Genomic DNA, 19,870 nt, shown 5'->3' on the forward strand with positions numbered 1-19,870 from the left:
CCACGCGACGGGAACACCGCTCAACTCGCCGGAGCACCCCCAACGAGGGCTGGGGGACCGGGGACCCTGCACCGAGCAGGCCGCCCGTCGCGGACCGCCCCCCTGCGGGTCTGGGGAACGCGTGGCGGCGGCGGTGGGCGTGCATAACCCCCACCGCCGCGCCCTGCCCCGACCAGCCAGGACACGAAGCCAGCCCGGCCAGGAGCCTGTCCCACACAGTGGCTCCAGTTGGCGTGGGGGCCACCGCCTACCGCACGGGCGTCGTGGCCCCCACTGCCATTTCCCCGGTTGTCGCGGTGGACAAAGTTCGTTGTGACGACGAGCACAGTGGCTATACCTGTCAGTAGCTTTCGATCCGGTCCCCCACCAGGTCGGAGGAAAACCCATGCCACTCAACCGAAAGCGGCTCGGGCCACTCGCGCTCGCCGTGAGTGCCCTGATTGTCGCGGCGCCCGCGGTCGCCACGGCACAAGAGGACTTCTACCAACCACCCGCGACGCTGCCCGCGCACAACGGTGACCTCGTGCGCACGCAACCCTCCGAGTTCTTCGTCGACCCGGCGAAGCTGATCAGGGTGGACGGCTCGGTCACGCGGATCATGTACCGCTCCAGCGACCGCACGGGCGCCGCCATCGCGGTGACGGGAACGGTGATCACGCCACGCAAGGCGTGGACGGGCGCGGGCGTGCGGCCGGTCGTGGGGTACGCGGCGGGCACGCAGGGCCTCGGCGACCAGTGCGCGCCGTCGCGGCAACTGGCGGCCGGGATGGAGTACGAGGGCCCGTTCGTGGCGGGGCTGCTGGCCAGGGGCTGGGCCGTCGTGCTGACCGACTACCAGGGGCTCGGGACGCCGGGGGTGCACACGTACATGAGCCGGGCCGTGCAGGGGACCGCGGTGCTCGACTCGATCCGCGCGGCGCAGAAGCTGCCGGAACTGCCGGACCGCGGGCCGGTCGCGGTCGTCGGGTACTCGCAGGGCGGCGGGGCAGCCGCGTCGGCCGCCGAACTCGCCGGGACGTACGCGCCGGAACTGGACCTGCGGGGTGTCTCGGCGGGAGCGGTCCCGGCCGACCTGGCCGACGTGGGCACGACACTCGACGGCAGCCTGTACGTCGCGTTCGTCGGCTACGCGGTGGCGGGGCTTGAGGCGTCCTATGGCATCGACGCGGCCTCTTACCTCAACGACAAGGGCAAGCGGTTCTTGGCCGACATCAAGGGGCAGTGCCTGTTCGAGTCGATCCCCCGCTACGCCTTCGCCAAGACCGCCGGGCTCACCCGCGACGGTCGACCGATCGCGGCACTGCTCGGCGAGGAACCGTTCCGGACGATCGTGGCCGAGCAACTGCTGGGTCAGCGCAAGCCCGCGGTGCCGGTGCTCGTGACGCACTCGCTGCTCGACGACGTGATCCCGTACGCGACCGGGCGGGCGCTGGTGCGGCGGTGGTGCGGGCTCGGCGCGAACGTGCGGTTCGCCACGAACGTGGCACCCACGCACGTCGGCGGCGCGGTGGCGGCGTACCCGGAGGCGTACGGGTTCTTGGAGGCCAGGTTCGCCGGACGGGCGCAGAAGTCGACCTGCTGAGCCGAGCGGCGGCGGGCGCCGGAAATCCCCGTGCGCGACCCTGGGATACTCGGTGTCGAGAAGCGAGGAGGTGCCAGGGTGGCGCACGGGGATGTCGGGCTGGAGCTAGGGGCACGGGTGGCCGGGGCGCTGCGGCGCGGACTCGGTCTGGAGATCACCCCGGCGGAGGCCGTCATCCGACCGTCCACCCGAGAGGGTGTCGACTACCAGTGCAACGCGGCGATGAGCCTGGCCAAGAAGATCGGCAAGGCGCCGCGCGAGGTTGCCGAGGCGATCGTGGCGCACCTGGACTCGGCCGACCTGCTCGAGGTGCCGGAGGTCGCCGGACCGGGGTTCATCAACCTGCGGCTGCGCGACGAGTGGCTGGCGGGCCGGGTCAGCGCCCTGCTGGGTGACACCCGACTGGGGGTCGCGCCGGTCGAGCAGCCGCGCCGGTTCGCGCTGGACTACTCCAGCCCGAACGTGGCCAAGGAGATGCACATCGGGCACCTGCGCTCGACCATCATCGGCGACGCGCTGCTGCGGCTGCTGCGCTTCGCGGGCCACGAGGTCGTCCCGCACAACCACCTCGGCGACTGGGGCACCCCGTTCGGGATGCTCATCGAGCACCTCGTCGACGAGGGGCACGGCGCCGACTCCGGCATCAGCGACCTCAACCGGTTCTACCAGCAGGCCAGGGCCAAGTTCGACGCCGACCCGACCTTCGCCGACCGCGCCCGCGCGCGCGTGGTCGCGCTGCAGGGCGGCGACGAGGAGACGCTGACGCTGTGGCGGGCGCTGGTCGAGGAGTCCACCGCGCACTTCCAGCAGGCTTACGAACTGCTCGGCATCCTGCTCACCCCCGGCGACGTCTACGGGGAGAGCTTCTACAACCCGTACCTGGACACGGTGATCGACGAGCTGACCGCCAAGGGGCTCACCGAGATCAGCGACGGCGCGGTGTGCGTGTTCCCGCCGGGGTTCACCAACCGCGAGGCCGAGCCGCTGCCGCTGATCGTGCGCAAGAGCGACGGCGGGTACGGCTACGCGGCCACCGACATGGCGACCGTGCGGTACTGGATCACCGAACGCGGGATGACCGACCTGCTCTACGTGGTCGGCACCCCGCAGGCCCAGCACTTCGCGATGATCTTCGCGGCGGCCAGGCAGGCCGGGTACCTGACCGAGGCGCAGACCAGCGTCCACATCGGATTCGGCACCATCCTCGGCGAGGATGGCAAGACCATCCGCACCCGCTCCGGCGAGTCGGTGAAGCTGGCCGACCTGCTGGCCGAGGCCGTCGAGCAGGCCGCCAAGACGGTCGCCGAACGGTCCTCTTTGGACTCCGACCGGCAGGCCGAGGTGGCCCGCGCGGTGGGCATCGGCGCGGTCAAGTACGCCGACCTGTCCAACGACCGGGAGAAGGACTACGTCTTCACCTGGTCGCGGATGATGGCCAAGGAGGGCAACACCTCGGTGTACCTGCAGTACGCCAACGCCCGCTGCCAGTCGGTGCTGCGCAAGGCGGGCACGCCGCGCTTCGGCGAGGTCCTGGTGACCGACCCGGCCGAGCGCGCGCTGCTGGTGCGGCTGCTGCAACTGCCCGCCGCCATCGCCGCCGCGGTGGAGGGCTACGCACCGCACAAGCTGACCGGCTACCTCTACGACCTGGCCTCGACGTTCACCACGTTCTACGACAGCTGCCCGATCCTGCGCCTGGACGTCCCCGACGAGGTGCGCGCGTCCCGGCTGGCGCTGACCAGGGTGACCTCGGACGTGCTGGTGCTGGGGCTGGACCTGCTGGGCATCGAGGCGCCCGCGGAACTGTGAGTGGCCGATCCCCCGTTCTGGCCCCGATCGGGGGATCGGTTGTGGCTTGCCCTGCGCAGGGTGTGACGGCACAGTGACCGGGTGACAATCGCCGAACAGGTCGTGCTCCTCGACGACGCGGGCAACAGCATCGGCACGGCGGACAAGGCCACCGTGCACCACGAGCACACCCCGCTGCACCTGGCCTTCTCCAGCTACGTCTTCGACACCGACGGCCGCTTCCTGATCACCCGCCGGGCGCTGACGAAGAAGACGTGGCCCGGCATCTGGACCAACTCCTGCTGCGGGCACCCCGCCCCCGGCGAGTCCCCGCTCGACGCGGTGTCGCGCAGGCTGACCGAGGAGTTGGGCCTACCGGGACCGCACAAGGTCGAGCTGATCCTGCCCGCGTTCCGCTACCGCGCGGTGATGCCGGACGGGATCGTCGAACACGAGATCTGCCCCGTGTACCGGGTCGTCGTCGACACCGAACCCCAGCCCAACCCCGCCGAGGTCGACTCCGTCCGCTGGCTGACCTGGCCGGACTTCCTCGACGAGGTCACCACCGGCACCCTCGACATCTCGCCGTGGTCCGTCCTCCAACTCACCGACCTGGTCCCCCTCGGCGACCCGCTCACCTGGCCGACCGGGGACCCCGCGCAACTCCCGCCCGCGCTGCGCTGACCGCCTCCCCACACCCTCGCCTGTTGACTCCGGCCTGGTCATCAGCCGAGGGTGTGGGCATGGTGGAAGAGCACCTCGTCGGGGGGAATAGCACTGCGGAGGTCGTCCGCGTCGGGGACACGGTGCGGCGCAGTCGGTCCACGTTCGCGGCGGAGGTGTTGCGGTACCTGGAATCCGCGGGCTACCCCTACGCCCCACGGCACCTCGGCGTGGACGAGAAGGGCCGCGACGTCCTCAGCTACATCCCCGGGGAGACGACGGATCACCCCTCGCAGCGCGCCGAGGGGGCGTACGCGCGGGCGGGGGCGATGCTCCGCGGGCTTCACGACGTCACAGCAGGGCACCCGCTCGCTGGAGACCGCGCCTGCGTGGTGCACGGGGACGCGGGACCGTTCAACACCATCTTCCAGCGCGGCGTGCCAGTCGCCTTCATCGACTGGACCGGGTGCCGACCGGGCGAACCGCTCGCGGACCTGGCATACCTGGCATGGACGTGGTGCGTCCAATCGACCGGGAACGTGCCGGTGACCTCCCAGGCAGCACACCTACGCCAACTCCGCGACGGCTACGGCAAGGTCGACGCAGAACCCCTGGTCGACGCGATGGTCCAGCAACAGACCCGCATCATCACCCTGGAAACGACCAACCTCGACGACACCCGCCTCAGCCCAACGCGCCGCGCGCACGCGTCCCGGGCGATCGAATGGGCAGAGTCCAGCCTCGCCCTGGTCCAAGCACAGCGGTCGATATTCCTGACCACCCTGGAATAAGCCCCCCATCGCGGCTCGCCACATCACCTAGACCAAACCCAGCAGACAGCGCCCCGCCCACGCCAAGGTCCGACGCCCCACGCCGCGCCCACACGAGCCGACCACCACTCTCGCCCGCTGCTCCACGCATCCACGCAAAGCGCCACCGCTTGGACCGAACCCGGTCGCGCACTGGTTCGGTGGTGGTGTTCCCGGCCACCTGGGGTACGACTCGTCACGCGCGCATGCGCAGTTCAGGGCCACGGTGAGGTTCGGCTCGCCGCACCGCTTGGGTCGGGGTCGGTCGTGCGCTGGTTCGTGGGCGGTGTTCTTGGCCACGCTGGGGGGCGATTTTCCGGCGGAATCCGACATCAGTCGGGCGCTGCGGGCAAATCACTCGCCTGGGTGCGGCGATGTTGCCTACCTTGGAGAGGGTGAAGATCCTCTTCAGCAGTCTGCCCGCGCACGGGCACACCTTCCCCCTGCTGCCGCTGGCCATCGCGGCCAAGGCGGCCGGGCACGAGATCACCTACGCCACCTGGGAGACGTTCCACCCCGTCGTGGCCGCGCTGGGGTTCGAGACCATCCACGCGGGCGGGGACATGGCCACCGAGTTCAAGCGGGTGGTCGGCGACCGGACGCTGCAGGACATGGAGCCGGAGGAGGTCACCGGCGCCGCGATGCGGGTGTTCGGCGAGGTCCTGCCCCGGCTGGCCGTCGCCGACCTGCTGCCGCTGTTGCGGGAGCGGCACTTCGACCTGGTCGTCAACGAGTCGGCGGCGTTCGGCGCGGCGATCGCGGCGAAGCTCGCGGGCATCCCGGCGGTGGCGCACGGGATCAGCAAGCCGACCTCGCTCGCGCACCTGCCCGCGTTGAAGAACGCCCTGCCCACCCTCGCCGCGGAGTTCGGCGTCGAACTCGACGACACGACCAAGCTGGGCTTCGGCGGCCCGTACCTCGACATCTACCCGGAGTCGTTGCAGGACAGGGAAACCCTGGCCGAGTACGCGACCAGGGTCCCGTTGCGACCGGTGGCCTTCGCCACACCCGGCGAGCTCCCGGCGGCGGTGACGCAGGGCGAGGGCAAGCTGATCTACCTGACCCTCGGCACCGCCTTCGGCAACCCGAAGGTCCTGCGCGAGGCCATCGACGGCCTCGCCGCCACCGGCCACCGCGTCCTGGTCGCCGCGGGCCCCGCGGTCGACCTCGACGCCCTGGGCGAGCCACCCGCGAACGTCGCCATCGAGTCGTGGGTGCCGCAGGCCGAGGTACTCCCCCACACCGACCTGGTCGTCCACCACGGCGGCTCCGGCACCACCCTCGGCGCCGCGGCCGCCGGGGTACGCCAACTGTTCGTCCCCCAGGGCGCCGACCAGTTCACCAACGCCGAGACCTTCACCACCGCGGGCGCGGCCAAACAACTCCTCGGCGAAGCCGTCACCGCGGCCGCCCTGACCGAGGCCGCCACCGACCTCCTCGCCGACGACACAGCAGCCAAGGTCGTCGCCGCACTCGCCGAGGAGATCGCCGCCCTGCCCAGCCCCACCGACATCGCCGCCCGCCTGCCGGAGTGGGCCATCCGGCAGTAGCCCCATCCCTGAGCGGGCCCTACCCGGTGGTGCGCCACCGCTCTGCGGTTCCTCGGTCGGATGGCCGTGGAACCGCAGAGCAGCACTGCGACGTGCCGGCTCCCCGGGACTCCTCGGGCGGGCGGGGAGGAGCCCCGAGGTCGGCTTGTGCGGGGCTACTTCTTGATCGCCAGGGTGACGTCGATGGTGTTGCCCTTGCTGGTGATGAGAGGGGCGATGAGGTTGTTCAGCTTGCCGCAACCGCTGACCTTGCCGAGGTCGTAGCCGCCGGTGAGTTTGCCTCCCTTGAGGACGTCGAAGGGGCCGGACGAGGTGAGGGTGACGTCGGACGGGGTGACGGTCTTGCAGGTGTCACCCTGGTAGACGGGCAGACCCAGGACCGCGATCCGGGTCAGCTTGATGTCCAACTTCCCGGCGAAGGTGATGGCGCCGGTACTCAGCGCGCCACCCGCCGTGCCGACCTGTTCGAACGCCACCGCCGCCGTCGCGGGCAGGAACCCCAGGATGGTGAACCTGCCGCTGGTCGGGTTGAGCGCGAGCCTGCCGGTGTACCGCCCCGCCGCCAGGTCCGCCTCCGCACTGAACCCGCCGGTGAGCGCGACGGACCCCTTGAGCGCCTTGAGGTTCGAACTGCCGGTCAGGTCGTAGTCCACCTTCACCCCGGGACCGGGCGGCCGCGTGGTCGTCGGAGTGGTCGTCGCGGTGGTCGGGGACGTTGACGTGGTCGGCGGTGTCGTACTGGTGGGCGTCGCGCTCGTGGTCGTCGGCGTTGTAGTCGTTGGCGGCGTAGTCGTTGTGGTCGTCGGCTGGGTAGTCGGTGGCGTTGTGGTCGTCGGCGGCGCCGTGGTCGTCGTCGGTGTCGTGCTCGAGGTGGTCGGGGTCGTGCTCGTCGGCGTTGTCGTAGTGGTCGGCGGCGTAGTGGTCGGCGTCGTGGTGATCGGCGGCGTTGTCGTGGTGGCCGTGGTCGTTGGTGTCGACGGCGTGGTGGTCGTGGTGGTGGGCTGGGTGGTGCCTCCGGTGATCTGGAACGTGTGCAGGGTGTTGTCCTGGCCGGGGTTGAGCGTGCAGGGCGAGTCGAACGTGCCGAGCCCGGTCAGGGTCCCGTCCGCCTTCTTCGGGGTGAGGGTCAGCGTCAACTCGTTGACACTGATCTTCGCCGTCCCCGCCTGGGCGAACGTCAGCGACGGGGTCTGCCCGGTGGCCTTGACGTCGAACGCCCCGGACGCGGGCACCGGCGTCTTCTCCACCGTGATCGGCACATTGACCGGCACCGTCACCCCCGGCGCCGCCACACTGGCCCCCGACACCGCCTTGCCCTCCACCGTCGCGGCCCCGACCAGGGTCAGGCCCTGGGTGGCGGTGTCCGGCACGGTGGTGATCGCGGTGATGTCGAACGCGCCGGTCGGCTCCCCGACACCGATGGTGGCCGGGATGTCGGAACTGATGACCACCTTGATGGCCTGGTTGCCGATCAACGGGAACGGACAGGTGTAGTTCAGCGTCAACGAGACCGGCTCGGCCACACCGGCACCGGAGCCCAGCAGCAGCCCAGCCGCCACCAGCCCCACAGCACCGGTGCCCGCCACCGCCGCGACCAGGGTCCTAGAGATCTTGGCAGGATTCACGGTATTCCTCCCTCGGGTGCGAACAACCCGGGATAATCAGCAGAAAGCCGCCGTGGGCCCACGCTAACTACCGGCCAGTACACCCGCAAGAAGCCCGCGCGAAATTATCACCCACCCACAGCAACCCCCCTTCCCGTTGCCATCGTCCCCTTTGTCATAACATTCCAAGAAACGCGGTCCCACTTATCAAGCGGGTTACAACTCCTCTCCTCTCCTCTCCTCTCCTCTCCTCTCCTCTCCTCTCCCCGACCCACCGAACGCTGGAACAGTCGGTCGTACGTAGGGTCAACATCGGCGTGCGTCCGAAGGAGGCCGAGGACCGGGTGGTGCCCGGTTTCTTGGGGGGTGACCTGGTTCTCGGGTCGGCGGGTACATCGCAGATCCTGATGCTGGTGGAGCTCAGACGCGGTTCGTGATGTTGATCCGGGTTCCTCATGACCGGCCGGCGGATCGGGTCGCGATGTTGTTGGCGTACAAGATGAGGACCCTGCCCGAGTTCCCTCGGAAATCGATCACCTGAGACCGGGGCGGCGAGATGGCCGACCACGCGGTGTTCACCACGGCGACCGGCACGGTGGCGCAATGACCCATTGAGGTCAAGGCCCAGCACCCATCACCTGAAACCAACGAGCCCCTGTTGTCCGGTGGCGGCCGCTCTCGCTGGAGATGATCAGGCTGGTTGGCGGATGGGCAACGGCAAGGCCGGCGGGAATGGTCTGGTTGGCCGTTAGCCGGGTAATAGGCCATGGGCCAGGTAGGCCGTGCCGATGGCGTTGGCCTCGGGGTTGGCCGACAGGAGGTAGGTTCCGTGACCGCCTTGGTCGAAGGACAGGAATCGGGCTTTGGGGCCGAGGGCCGATGCCAGGGCGCGGCCACCGGATAAGGGGGCTGCTGGGTCGCGGAGGTTGTGCAGGACGAGGGTGTCTCTGGTGGCTGGGCGTAGCGTGACTGGTGGAGCGGTCGGGAAGCGCCACCGTGCGCAGGGGAACATGCCTGCGGACATCGAGCCGACCAACGGGTAGCGGAGCGAGTCGACTGCGACGTCTGCCGTGTATCGGTGGGTGGAGCGTGGCCAGACGGCGTCACGGCACACGACGCCGAGGAAGCCGACCACGAAGGAATCTGGTGGGACCGCGGGCCATCCGGGTTCGGCAGGGGCCGACTTGCCTGCGAAGATCGGGACGACCTGAGCCAACGTCACTCCCGGCACACGCCCGTCCCGGAGCGCCGACCACAGCGCCGCCAGGCCGGGGAACGACTGGTCTGAGTACAGCGCCTGCCGAGTCGCCTCCCGGAACACCGACCCGGTCAGGGCATTGCCGTCGGTCAGTGTCACCGGCCGGGTGTCGAGCCGGGCTGCGAGGGCGAAGTACAGGGCGCGCGCCTCGGCTGGGTTCGCCACCAGGCCGGTGCGGGTGACGTAGGCCGCGAAGTCCGGAAACCGTGCCTCGGTCGCCGCGCCCCATGCCCGGAAGACGCCCCGCCACACCAGGTCGGGATCGGCGCCGCTGTCGAGCAGTGCGCGGTCCACCCGGTCCGGGAAGAGCGACTGGTACACCGCCGACAGGAAGGCCCCCGCGGAATAGCCGAGCAGCGATACCCGCTTCTCCCCTAGCGCACGTCGGACCAGGTCCATGTCCCGCGCGATGTCCGCGGAGCTGGTGTGCGCCAACCGGGCATCGCACCCAGCGGCGATCCGGTCCATGGACGCCGACAACCCCGGCCGCGGCCACGGCTCGATGTCGATGAGGCGGGATTCCGGAATGCCACAGGTCACCGGGGTGCTGCGACCGACGAAGCGCGGGTCGAAGCTGACCAGGTCATAGCGCGCGAGCACCTCGGGCGGCATCAGCATCGCCACCTGGCCGGGCAGGTCGAGTCCCGCGCCGCCAGGGCCGCCGGGGACGATGAGCAGAACACCACGGCGGACAGCGGGATCGGCCATGGTCAACCGCGATACGGCGATGGTGATCGCCGGACCGTTGACCTTGCCGTGGTCCAAGGGCACCCGGATCTGACCGCACCGTTGTCCTTGTGCGGCAGGCGATCGGGCGGTGGGCATCAAGCCCGCGTCCGCCGCGCGGATTCCGCCTGGGCAGGTGCGCCACTGGATGTCAGTGGTTGCCGCGGTTGCAGCGGTGAGCGCCGCGGCCGCCGTTGCCGTGGGCACTGTGGCCGTCGCGGTGGTGAGGAGTGCGGTCAGCAGTGGGATGAGGATGGGGAGCAGTCGCATGCATCCATCGTGTCCTGGGAAAGTGCTGGCGTGCCAGGGAGTTCACTCGAAGCGGACGCGGATTCACTTTAGGGCGAACGGGAAGCTAGTTGTGCCATTGCAGGCCGTAGCTGAGGCCCTGTTGGAGGTCGTGGAACTCCAGGGCGACGTCCCCCACTCGGTCGATCTCCAGGTTGTCCGAGCCCGGAGCGAAGTCCTCGAAAGCCTTGGCGGGCAAGCCATTGATGCGCCATACCCGACTCGGCGGATGCGCGGGATCGAACCGCACGCGAACCGTGAACTCCTCGCACCGACGCAACGGCGTGAACACGTAGTACGGCCGCATCCACGATCGCGGGTAAGAGGTGAACTTGATGCTGTAGTCATGCCGCTGTCCAAGACTCAGCGGACTAGGCAAGCGGACGATGAAGCGGGTATGGCTAGAGGAGACGCGTTGCTCCTCGACGATCTCGCCGCCGTAGGCGATCTCGGCGGTGATCGCTTGCCCGTCTGGCATCGCCTGGTCGCGCGGGGCACTCAGCGATAGCACCAACTCATCGAGTTCATCCACTGCGGCAACGATCTGACGCTGCTCGGTGAGCGTCGGTACCTCAAGATCCAGCCGTAGCGCTGCCCGCAGGGACTCCACGTACCACCCGTCCGGCGAGTACGAGCCAGACTTGCGGTCGCGCATGCCCGCGTCGTAGAGCAGTTCCGCCAAGAGTTGGAACGCACTGTCCACCCGCCTGCGCGCGGTGCGCGGATCGCGGTCGAACCTCGTTGCCAGCCAGTCGATCCGCTGGTCGAGGAACCCGCCGTCGGCGTCCTTGTGCAGGCCGAGCGCAGCGGTCGCGGCCAGGTTCAGGTCGGACGGGAGCCGGGCGCCCAGGTGGGTCAGCCGCAGCACCAGCTTGCGCCGCACCAGCGCCGGGTCGTCGAGGTCGGTGATGTCGCAGGCCATCCGCAGCGCCGGGCCGACCCGGTGGTGCAGGTCGTCGGAGCGCACGCCCCGACCCCGGCGGACCTCCTTCAGCTCGGCGACGACATCGGCGATCTCGACTCCCACCCGGCCACCACCCTTTCGCACGCCCATTCCACCCACCAGCATCGCCGCACCCGCCTTCCCGTTACCGGATCCGCCACGCAATTCCGCCGACAATGGCGGGAAGAAGGGCGCCCGGTCCGCATTACCCCGACGCGGACCGGGCGCCACCCCCCATTCCCCCTACTGCCGCCGCCCACCCCCCGACGAGCGGCGGCAGCGCTCAGACCAGCAAGAACAGGATCCAGTGGCTCTCCATCGCACACACCTCCTCCAGCTCAAGGGCAGACGACTCCCCCGTGGTGAAACACCCGTGGTGGCCGGTCAGAAACCGATGACCAGCAACATGCCGGAACCGAACCCGGCCAGGAAAGTCCAGAAACCGATTCGCGCTACCGATCCCACCGTCATCAGCATCCTCATCCCGATCCCTCCCCGGATCTCGCTCGCAAGACCAAGGATGCCCCTGGGACAACGCCCTCGCGATGACCTGTGGCGCGCCCCCAGCACGCCATTTGGCACATCAGAGCTCGGGGACCTCGCGGACGAAGGCGCGCAGCACGTCCGGGCGCGCGATGACGGTCTGCCTGCGGGTGTTGACGACGATGCCGCGGTCGCGCAACACGGCGAACGCCCTGGCCACGGCGCGCAACGAGGCGCCAACTCGGTTGGCGATGTCCTGCTGGGTGAACGGGACGCGCAACGCGACACCCGCGTCGGTCGTGACACCGTAGCTGTGCGACAACCAGAGCAAATAGGCGGCAACGCGCTCGGTGACGTGCATCGTTGCGAACTCGGCGCGGGCGTTCTCGGCCTCACGCAGCCGAGCAGCGAGCTGTTTGACCATCGCGATCGCAACGGAAGGGCGCTCCTCGAGCAACGTGCCGAACTCGTGCGCCCGCAAGTGCACCGCGTGCACCTCCTCCAGGCTCTCCACGTCCGCCGACCGCACCCACCCGTGCAACGCGGCCAGGTCACCGAGCACGTCACCGGGGCCGCGGAACGCCACCAGCACCGTCTGCCCGTCCGCGCGCCTGGTCAGCACCCGCGCCCAACCGTGCACCAGGACCAGCACGTGGTCGGTCGGGTCACCCTGGCGCAGCAACGTCTCACCCGCGCCGAACACCCGCGGCGTCCCGGTCCCGACCACGTGCGCGCGGTCCTCCTCGGAGAGGTAGGCCATCAGGGACTCGGCCACCAGGTCACTCGGAAGTCGCATGGGCCACCCTCCGCCGCTCACCAGGTCACCGTGATCATCGCGGGGCGGTGGGCGGCGCGCTACTCACCTCGGTTGTTCGGTCTCCATGGTGGAGCTCCTCTCCTGCTCGTTTCCTGCTTGGCAGCGCCCGACGGTAAACCGCCGCGCTGCGGACCGGCGGGGTCCGGCACCGGTTGACCAAGTTCTGTCCAGGTTGACGAGGTGGCCACGCGTGATCAGTTCGGGCGAACCAGGCGGGTCCCGGCGCGCGCAGTGGCTCTTAGAGCGGTAGGTGGAGGGTGTGCAGACCTTCCAAGCCCTGGTCGGCGCGCGGTTATGGGCGGCGGTCGTGGCCGCTGGGACAGCGCGGGAGTACGCGAGAGGAGCCGTGCTGCTGCGACAGGGCGAACCGGGCGGACAGGTGCTAGCGCTGCTGCGAGGGCGGGTCCGGGTGATGGTGTCGGACGTGTCGGGGGCGCAGCTGCTCGTGTCGTTGCGCGGACCTGGGGACTTAGTGGGCGAGTTAGCGCCAGAGGCGGGGGTTACGCGAACGGCGTCCGTGGTGGCGTTGGACCGGTGCACGGTTGCCGTGTTGGGGGCCGCGGCGTTGGACGGGGTGTTGGCGGGCGGTGCTAGAGGCGCCGTTAGGGAGTACCTGCGGATCAAGCTGGTCGCGATGGTGGGCGCGGTTCCGGTGGTGCACCTGTCTAGTGGCGCTCGGGTCGCGCGGCTGCTGCTTGAGGTGATCGACCGAGCAGAAGGTGCGGACCGGCGGGTGCCGTTGTCGCAAGAGGCGGTCGCGGGGGCACTGGGGATGGCGCGGAGCACCGTTGCCGAACAGATCGCGGAGTTGCGTCGATGCGGCGCCTTGGGGCGTGGACCGCGGCTGGTGGTCGCGGACAGATCAGAACTGGCGCGCCGGGCCGGGTTCCCTATCGGGTGAAGCCAGTCCGGCGATGGTCGGGGTTCGCTGGTCGGGTTTATCCACAACGGTCAGGTTGTCCACAGATCGCGCGGACTCGCCCTGCGGGGGCTTGACATTCGTTAGACTGGCGTCGGGGCCGCCCCCCGGAGAGGGTGGGGGCTGCGCCCCGGTCGCGGGTGCGGGGCGGGTGCGGGGGCGTAAGAGGGTGCGAGGCCGCGGGGCGGGGACTGCGGCCTGGGGTGCGAGGTGGCGCGGGGTGCGAGGGATGGCGTCGGGGCGGGGCAGCGCGGAGGCGTGCGGGCATACACGCAGGGCGGCGCCGGGAGCGGAAGTCGTCGCCGAAAGGGGTGGGGCCATCAGCAGGCGCCGGACAGAGGGCGCAAGGCATCGCGAACGGGCCTGAGGGCGTCCGCAGGGGCTGGGGGCAAGGCATTGCGGCGGGTTGGTTGGTAGTGGGCCTGCCTGGGGCGGCGGGCGGGTGGGGCTGCTGGAGGGGGCCGGGGCGCACGCTAGAGGCGAGAGCGCGTGAGGGCGCGGCGGTTTCCAGGGGGGAATCAGTCCGGTAGCGGACGGTTGGGGAGGGGTGGGGTGGGCAGGCTGGGGGCTCCGGTGAGAGGAGTCGACAGTGGGTGGTGGGGTGGAGTTGCCGCCGTATCGGGCTATTTTGGTGGTGGATGTGAAGGACTTCGCGGGGCGGCCGGGGCGGGAGCACGCGGCGTTGACGGGGTTGGTGCCGCGGGTTTTGGTGCGGGCGTTGGAGGTTTGTGGGTTGGGGGCGGAGTGGGGGCGGGCCTCGTTGAGTGTGAGTACGGGGGACGGGTGGGTGTTGGGGCTGCGGTCAGGGCTGCTGCCGCGGTTGTTGAATCCGTTTCTGCCTGCATTGCAAGAGGTGTTGAGTGACGGAGTGCGGATGCGGGTGACTATCCATATAGGACCGCTCACGGGAGGTAGGTCTATCACAGCAGGTAGCGGTATGGCCCGCGTGCAGGCGCACCGGTTACTCGATGCCGGGCCCGTGCGTGCGTTGTTGGAGCGGTCGGGGCCAGGCACCAAGGTCGCTGCCGTCGTGTCGGAGCGGGCGTACGTGGACGCCGTGTTGTCTGGGTACGCGAACGACGATCCTGGGCTGTACGTCCCGGTTCCGGTGCGGGTCAAGTCCTTCGCCCAGACCGCTTACCTGCGGGTCCCGGTGCCGACCGGGGAGCTGCTCGCGCACGGGTTCACCACGCCGGGGCCGCGACGCGCGCGGACCTGAGGGCTCGGCCTGCCTTGCGGGACCGGGAGCGCCACAGCCGGGCGACGCCGCGCAGGTCGGCGGCCGCCGTCGCCACGATGTCCACCGACGAGTCCGGGTCGTCGATCCAGTCGACCGGGACCTCGTAGGTGCGCATGCCGCCGCGCTGGGCCAGCACCAGCAACTCGGTGTCGAAGAACCAGCCGGTGTCCTGCACGTGCGGGAGCAACGAGCGGGCGGCGTCCGCGCGCAGCGCCTTGAAGCCGCACTGCGCGTCGGAGAACCTGGCCCCGAGCACCGTGCGCAGGATCAGGTTGTACGACCGCGAGATGAACTCCCGCTTCGCGCCGCGCACCACCCGCGCGCCCCTGGCCAGCCGCGACCCGATGGCCACGTCCGAGTGCCCGGACAGCAGCGGCGCCACCAGCGCCCCCAACGCGGCCAGGTCGGTCGACAGGTCGACGTCCATGTACGCGACCACCGCCGCGTCCGACGCCAGCCACGCCGCCTTGAGCGCCCGCCCCCGGCCCTTCTCGGCCATGCTCAGCACCGCGACCTCGGGGAACCGCTCCGCCAACCCGCGCGCCACCAGCGGCGTGCCGTCGGTGCTCGCGTTGTCGGCGATGGTGATCCGGAACCGGTAGGGCACCGACACCGCCAGGTACGCGCGCACCGTCCGCACGCAGGGCTCCAGGTCACGCTCCTCGTTGTGGACCGGGATGACCACGTCGAGCACGACCGGGTCACCGTTGTCCGTCCGTTCGCCCATCGGGGCCAGCATCGTCTCCATGCCCACAACGATCGGCGCGGACGCTTTGCCCCCGTTGTGGCCGACCTATGTGGACCCTGTGCACCTCACGGCAGCCGCGTCGGCAGTCCGAAGTGGTCGAACAGGGCGTACCCGAAGGTGGTGATCTCGGCGATCAGCCCGGCCTCGACCCGCAGGACGTCGAGCTTGAACGCCCGGAACTCGGTGTCGCCCGGCCTGCGCAGGTAGCTCGCGGCGGCGGGCATCCGGTTGGCTGTGGTCGGCAGCAACCGCCAATCGCCGTCGCGGTCGGGGCCGAAGGCGCGCTCCAGCAGGCCCGCGATGGCGTCGCGGCCGTCGAAGCGCAGCGGGTTGGGCGGCATGGTGACCCGGATGTCCTCGGCGGCAACGGCCAGCGCCGCGGGGGCGTCGCACCGCTCGTGGGCGTCGATGAACCGGGCGAGCAGGTCCCGCTCGGCCGCCGTCGGCTCCCGCGCCGCCCAGTCGTCGCGCCGGGCGGGCAGGTGGTCGCGCAGGGTCGCGCGGGCCCGCTGCAGGGCGCTGTTGGCCGCCGCGACGCTCACCCCGAGCAGGTCGGCGATCTCCGCGGCAGGCATCCCCAGCACCTCCCTGGCCAGCAGCGCGGCCCGCTGGCGGCCGGGCAGGACCTGCAGGGCCGCCAGGAAGGCCAACTCGATGGTCTCCCTGGCGACCGCGACCACGTGCGGCTCCTGCGCGGTCGGCGCGACCTCGTCGAGCTCCCGATCGGGGTACGGGGTGAGCCACGCCACCTCGGTGCGCGCCGTGGCCGAGCGGGCCTGGTCGACGCACACGTTGGTCGCGATCTTGTACAGCCACGCCCTGGTGTTGCCGCCGTCGAAGCCGTCGCGGCCGCGCCACGCCTTGAGGAAGGTCTCCTGCACGGCGTCCTCGGCCTGCTCGTACGAGGCGAGCATGCGATAGCAGTGCACGTGCAGCTCACGCCGGTACTGCTCGAAGTCGGTCACCGCTCACCTGGCCGGGGTGACGACCTGCTGCACCGCCCACGCGTTGCCGTCCGGGTCGGCGAAGAAGATGAACGAGCCGTAGTCGCGGTTCTCCGGGTCCGCGCCCGGGGTCATCACCCCGTCGACGAAGTGCTGCGGCCCGGAGTGCTCGACCCCGGCCGCGTCGAGCTGCTTCCCGGCGGCCACGATGTCGGTGACGACCAGGTGGCAGCCCTTCACGCTGCCCGGCTCGCCGTCGCCCATGCCCTTGCCGAAGGTGATCGAGCAGGCACTGCCGGGCGGGGTCACCTGGACCACCCGGAAGTGCTCGCCCGCGCGGAAGTCGTTGTCCACCCGGAACCCGAGCTTGTCCGCGTAGAACTCCTTCGCGCGGTCCACATCGGAAACCGGAACGACGACTACCTGAAGCTGCCAGTCCATTGCTGTGTCTCCTCGGGTCGGGGGCCTCGGTGGCCATCCTTGTACCCGTGTAACGGGACCGGGCGCGCAAACTCATCGGTCGGGCGATGAATTCGCCCTGACCAGCGCAAACGTCAGCCTTCGGGGAGGAAGACGACGTCCGCCCCGGCCGCGCGGGTGTGGTGGTGGGTCGTGAACGAGCGCGGGCGCAGGCACCAGAGGAGCGGGATCTTGTCCTCTTCGGGGCAACCGACGATGGTGATGGGCGGTGTCCTGGTGAGCGCGTCCAACCTGGGTTGGACTCGGCGGATCGCCTCTTGGGTCGGCGGCACCACGGCGTCGGGCAGGGTCGCTGGGATAAGAGGGTCCGTCTGGAGCCAGCCGGCCCAGTTGGCCAGGCCGAGCGCGGTCTCCGGAGTGAGATCAGACTGCTGTCCCACTAGGGCGTGCGTAGCGCCAAGACCGACCGTGGGGCCATTGTTGAACCGACGCACCACGGCCGCCGTGTGGTCGGGGAAGACCAGGTAGGACAGGGCGTCAGCCGGTGGCGGTATGTGCTCGAACCCGTATAGACGGACGTGCGGGCGCAACCTGTCCACCCAGGTACGAGCCTCCCTGACCGAAGCCGAGACGAGGTCGTACCCCTGCCCTGGGCGCCAGCCGAACAGAAACTGGTCGACCGTCACCCGAGGGACCACATGTCGGTGTCGAAGTCGGCGGGGGTGGTTGGGGTGGGGCGGACGTGGTCGGCGGTAAGGATCGGGTCGGTGGCGCGGGAGCAGAGGTACTCCAGGAGGTCTATGGCGGAGCCGGGGAGAGGGGTGGGGGCGGATTCCGCTGCGGCCACCAGGGCGTCGTCGGTGATGGTGATGTCGTATTGGGTCTGGAGGTCCGGGCGGAGGGCGGCGAGAACTTGGACGGTGGCGTCAACGGCCAAGGGGGAGAGTTCGACGGTCTCGCGGGGACTGTCCTCGGGGAGCGTTGACAGGTCGTCAGCGGTAACGATGACTCTTACGCCGACCTGCTTGGCAAGGGTCAGGACCGACGCAGCCTGCGCGGACGGCAACGGGACCCAGAGCACGCAGTGCAGCTTGAGAAGTTCCTCCACCAGTTCGCGGACGTCGGCCGCCAGGGAGGCGCGCAGGACGCGGACGGGGCGGTTAGCGAGGGCGCGGACCACCTTGCCGGTGCTGATCCGGTGGACGACCCCGCGCACCACCGCGGACTTGCCGATGCCCGCTGGTCCGTGGATGACGACGCCGCCGGTGCGGTGGCCCAGGATTCTCACGACCTGGTCGATCTCGGCGTCACGGCCAAGAGCAGGCGCGGGAGGTACCGCCTCGGTGTAGCGGTCGACCGGCCGGTTCCCGGTAGGACGGGGCGTCGGAGTTAGCGCTGCCATGACCCGTTGGCGTAGGTCGAAGCGGTCCGCGCCCAGACTGTGCAGCATCTGGGCGGCGACGCAGTTGGGTTCGCTGAGCAGGCCGAGCAGCAGGTGCTCGGTGTCGACCAACGGGCGGCCCAGCTCAGCGGCCTCCTCCCGAGCGTGTTCCACCACCCGGCGCACCTCGGCCGCCACCCGCAGCGGTGCCCGGCCGGTCGACACCCCGCGGCGGACGTGGGACTCGGCTCGCGCGCGCAGCACGTCCGGCCCGAGCTTCGCCCCCACCAGCGTGCGCGCTGCGTGGCCACGCCCCTGGGCGAGGCCGAGCAGCAGGTGGACGGACCCGAGGTAGTCGTGGTGCGACCGCCCGGCCTCCGCCTCGGCCAGGGCGATGACCCGCTGGGCGTCCTCGGTGAACCCCTCGAACCGCTCAACCACCGGACCACCTCCGCACCAGTTCCAGGTCGCGCCGGGTACGCAGCAGCACCGGGTCGCCAGCCGCCAGGGCTCGTTCGCGGATCACGAGCACCTCCTCTAGCAGCACCAGCGCCTCTTCCACCGCTCCTGACCGGTAGAGGTACCTGGCCAACGTGTGGTGGGCGCGAAGAGTGTCCTCGTGTTCGTACCCGAGCACGTGGCGCTGCGCCGGAGTCAGCACTCGCAGCAGCGGGATAGCCGCAAGAGGCCCGTCGCTCTCACCCACGCAGATGGCCAGGTAGTGCTGAGTGCGCAGCGGGTCGACGTGGTCCTGTCCGTGCGCGCCGACCTGGGCGGCGTGTACCTCGGCCAACCGACCGGCGGACTCAGCGGCGGCACCACCGGCAGCGAGCGCGAACAGCACGTGGGACTGGGTGCGCAGCACGTCCGGGTGATCGGTCGGGAGGGAGTCGAGTTGGCGGTTGAGCAGGCCGGTGAGGTCATCGACCGCGGTAGACCAGCCGGAGGCGCGGGCCACGTCGACAACAGCCTCGACCTGGGCGCGCAGGTCCTCAGGAGAGACAACGGCGGCCCGGTTCGGGATGCGGAACTGGTCGGCGGCTCGGGTAGCGCGCTTCTGCGGGCGGGGTAGACCGCTGGCGGTCATGATCCGCAGGAGTTCGTGGTACACGTCGTCGATGGTCACGTGGTCGCCGCGGCCGGCGATGCCGGTGGAAAGCAGGCGCAAGAGGCGGCCGGTGAAGGCAGTGTGCTCCTCGCCGGGCAGCACAAGAGACACCCTGTCGCGCGGCGACGAGGTCAACAGGTAGGTGCCGTCGATGATCAGCTCGTCGACCTGGGAGGACAGCGCCGAGCCGAGCGCGCGGCCGGAGAAGCAGCAGTCCAGGATGACGATCTTCGTGGCGGCCGGGCTGTCCAGCACCCGCTCGCGCAGCGAGTTGTACGACAGCGACCCGAAGTCCGGGTGCGCGGGCACCGAGTCGCGCATGCCCAGGTACAGCTCGTGCGAGCGGCCGACCAGGCCGTGGCCGATGTAGTAGACCAGCAGCAGGTCCTCGGCCAGGTCCATCGCCGCGGTGAGGCCGCGGCCGAGCTCGGGGACGCTGGGCTGGTCGAGCAGCAGGTCACAGCCCTGCACCAGCCCGAGCGCGGTGAACAACCGGCCCAGTTCGGCCAGGCCGGGGCCGACCTGCGGGATGTCGGGCAGGTCGGCGTCGCTGTAGGTCGACGTGCCGATGAGCACGGCGCGGGACTCGCCCGGCATAG

17 protein-coding genes are annotated in these 19,870 nt (G+C 70.2%); 7 read left to right on the forward strand and 10 right to left on the reverse strand.

Annotation, left to right across the window (positions count from 1 at the left end):
* Positions 1–385: 385 nt before the first annotated feature.
* The 5 genes from CLV68_RS30405 to CLV68_RS30425 all read left to right on the forward strand — a co-directional run bounded on the left by CLV68_RS30405 (position 386) and on the right by CLV68_RS30425 (position 6,392).
* Entirely contained in the window at positions 386–1,582 is a 1,197-nt protein-coding gene (locus CLV68_RS30405; RefSeq protein ID WP_121394441.1) for a lipase family protein, read from the forward strand.
* 78 nt (positions 1,583–1,660) lie between these two features.
* On the forward strand, positions 1,661–3,391 hold the full coding sequence (gene argS, locus CLV68_RS30410; protein ID WP_121394442.1) for an arginine--tRNA ligase: 1,731 nt from the start codon (positions 1,661–1,663) through the stop codon (positions 3,389–3,391).
* Positions 3,392–3,472: 81 nt separating this feature from the next.
* Positions 3,473–4,054, forward strand: coding sequence for an isopentenyl-diphosphate Delta-isomerase (gene idi, locus CLV68_RS30415; RefSeq protein ID WP_121394443.1), 582 nt, complete (start codon positions 3,473–3,475; stop codon positions 4,052–4,054).
* Between the two features lie 59 nt (positions 4,055–4,113).
* A complete protein-coding gene (locus tag CLV68_RS30420) occupies positions 4,114–4,824 on the forward strand; it encodes an aminoglycoside phosphotransferase family protein (protein ID WP_121394522.1) in 711 nt (236 codons plus the stop codon).
* Between the two features lie 413 nt (positions 4,825–5,237).
* Positions 5,238–6,392, forward strand: a complete 1,155-nt coding sequence (locus CLV68_RS30425; protein ID WP_121394444.1) for a glycosyltransferase — start codon at positions 5,238–5,240, stop codon at positions 6,390–6,392.
* 155 nt (positions 6,393–6,547) lie between these two features.
* Here the strand turns inward: CLV68_RS30425 and CLV68_RS34860 are convergent, their stop codons facing one another.
* The 4 genes from CLV68_RS34860 to CLV68_RS30450 all read right to left on the reverse strand — a co-directional run bounded on the left by CLV68_RS34860 (position 6,548) and on the right by CLV68_RS30450 (position 12,490).
* A complete protein-coding gene (locus CLV68_RS34860; protein ID WP_211346822.1) occupies positions 6,548–8,017 on the reverse strand; it encodes a DUF6801 domain-containing protein in 1,470 nt (489 codons plus the stop codon).
* A 727-nt stretch (positions 8,018–8,744) separates the two neighbouring features.
* The gene (locus tag CLV68_RS30440; RefSeq protein ID WP_121394446.1) at positions 8,745–10,250 is read right to left on the reverse strand and encodes an alpha/beta fold hydrolase; all 1,506 of its coding nucleotides are present in this window, start codon (positions 10,248–10,250) and stop codon (positions 8,745–8,747) included.
* An 85-nt stretch (positions 10,251–10,335) separates the two neighbouring features.
* Positions 10,336–11,295 (reverse strand): hypothetical protein, encoded by a 960-nt coding sequence (locus tag CLV68_RS30445; protein ID WP_246010191.1) that lies wholly within the window; start codon positions 11,293–11,295, stop codon positions 10,336–10,338.
* 499 nt (positions 11,296–11,794) lie between these two features.
* Positions 11,795–12,490 carry a Crp/Fnr family transcriptional regulator gene (locus CLV68_RS30450; RefSeq protein WP_121394448.1) on the reverse strand — a complete coding sequence of 232 codons (696 nt, stop codon included), beginning with the start codon at positions 12,488–12,490 and terminating at the stop codon, positions 11,795–11,797.
* 280 nt (positions 12,491–12,770) lie between these two features.
* On the opposite strand from CLV68_RS30450, the gene CLV68_RS30455 reads away from it, so the two are divergent.
* Both CLV68_RS30455 and CLV68_RS30460 read left to right on the forward strand, forming a co-directional pair.
* Positions 12,771–13,412 (forward strand): Crp/Fnr family transcriptional regulator, encoded by a 642-nt coding sequence (locus CLV68_RS30455; protein ID WP_246010192.1) that lies wholly within the window; start codon positions 12,771–12,773, stop codon positions 13,410–13,412.
* Positions 13,413–14,367: 955 nt separating this feature from the next.
* Positions 14,368–14,649, forward strand: coding sequence for a hypothetical protein (locus tag CLV68_RS30460; RefSeq protein WP_121394450.1), 282 nt, complete (start codon positions 14,368–14,370; stop codon positions 14,647–14,649).
* Here CLV68_RS30460 and CLV68_RS30465 read toward each other — a convergent pair.
* The 6 genes from CLV68_RS30465 to CLV68_RS30490 all read right to left on the reverse strand — a co-directional run bounded on the left by CLV68_RS30465 (position 14,615) and on the right by CLV68_RS30490 (position 19,868).
* A complete protein-coding gene (locus CLV68_RS30465; protein WP_121394451.1) occupies positions 14,615–15,418 on the reverse strand; it encodes a dolichyl-phosphate beta-glucosyltransferase in 804 nt (267 codons plus the stop codon). The two genes, CLV68_RS30460 and CLV68_RS30465, sit on opposite strands and share 35 nt — an antisense overlap.
* Before the next feature lie 65 nt (positions 15,419–15,483).
* Positions 15,484–16,383, reverse strand: a complete 900-nt coding sequence (locus CLV68_RS30470; protein ID WP_246010193.1) for an RNA polymerase subunit sigma-70 — start codon at positions 16,381–16,383, stop codon at positions 15,484–15,486.
* A 3-nt stretch (positions 16,384–16,386) separates the two neighbouring features.
* Entirely contained in the window at positions 16,387–16,803 is a 417-nt protein-coding gene (locus CLV68_RS30475; protein WP_121394452.1) for a glyoxalase superfamily protein, read from the reverse strand.
* A gap of 113 nt (positions 16,804–16,916) precedes the next feature.
* Positions 16,917–17,381 (reverse strand): hypothetical protein, encoded by a 465-nt coding sequence (locus CLV68_RS30480; protein WP_147460227.1) that lies wholly within the window; start codon positions 17,379–17,381, stop codon positions 16,917–16,919.
* A gap of 83 nt (positions 17,382–17,464) precedes the next feature.
* Entirely contained in the window at positions 17,465–18,604 is a 1,140-nt protein-coding gene (locus tag CLV68_RS30485) for a Clp protease N-terminal domain-containing protein (RefSeq protein WP_121394454.1), read from the reverse strand.
* Complete coding sequence (locus CLV68_RS30490) at positions 18,597–19,868, reverse strand: caspase family protein (protein ID WP_121394455.1); 1,272 nt, start codon at positions 19,866–19,868, stop codon at positions 18,597–18,599. Before CLV68_RS30490 ends, CLV68_RS30485 begins: the two co-directional genes overlap by 8 nt.
* Positions 19,869–19,870 lie beyond the last annotated feature (2 nt).

It is taken from the genome of Actinokineospora cianjurensis, from assembly GCF_003663795.1.
Classification (GTDB): Bacteria; Actinomycetota; Actinomycetes; order Mycobacteriales; family Pseudonocardiaceae; genus Actinokineospora; species Actinokineospora terrae.

Bases quoted from the DNA above. Each gene is read 5' to 3' on its own strand.
- CLV68_RS30405 (WP_121394441.1), top strand. From the start codon at position 386: ATGCCACTCAACCGAAAGCGGCTCGGGCCACTCGCGCTCGCCGTGAGT.
- CLV68_RS30420 (WP_121394522.1), top strand. From the start codon at position 4,114: ATGGTGGAAGAGCACCTCGTCGGGGGGAATAGCACTGCGGAGGTCGTC.
- CLV68_RS30440 (WP_121394446.1), bottom strand. From the start codon at position 10,250: ATGCGACTGCTCCCCATCCTCATCCCACTGCTGACCGCACTCCTCACC.
- CLV68_RS30450 (WP_121394448.1), bottom strand. From the start codon at position 12,490: ATGCGACTTCCGAGTGACCTGGTGGCCGAGTCCCTGATGGCCTACCTC.
- CLV68_RS30460 (WP_121394450.1), top strand. From the start codon at position 14,368: ATGGCCCGCGTGCAGGCGCACCGGTTACTCGATGCCGGGCCCGTGCGT.
- CLV68_RS30465 (WP_121394451.1), bottom strand. From the start codon at position 15,418: ATGGAGACGATGCTGGCCCCGATGGGCGAACGGACGGACAACGGTGAC.
- CLV68_RS30475 (WP_121394452.1), bottom strand. From the start codon at position 16,803: ATGGACTGGCAGCTTCAGGTAGTCGTCGTTCCGGTTTCCGATGTGGAC.
- CLV68_RS30490 (WP_121394455.1), bottom strand. From the start codon at position 19,868: ATGCCGGGCGAGTCCCGCGCCGTGCTCATCGGCACGTCGACCTACAGC.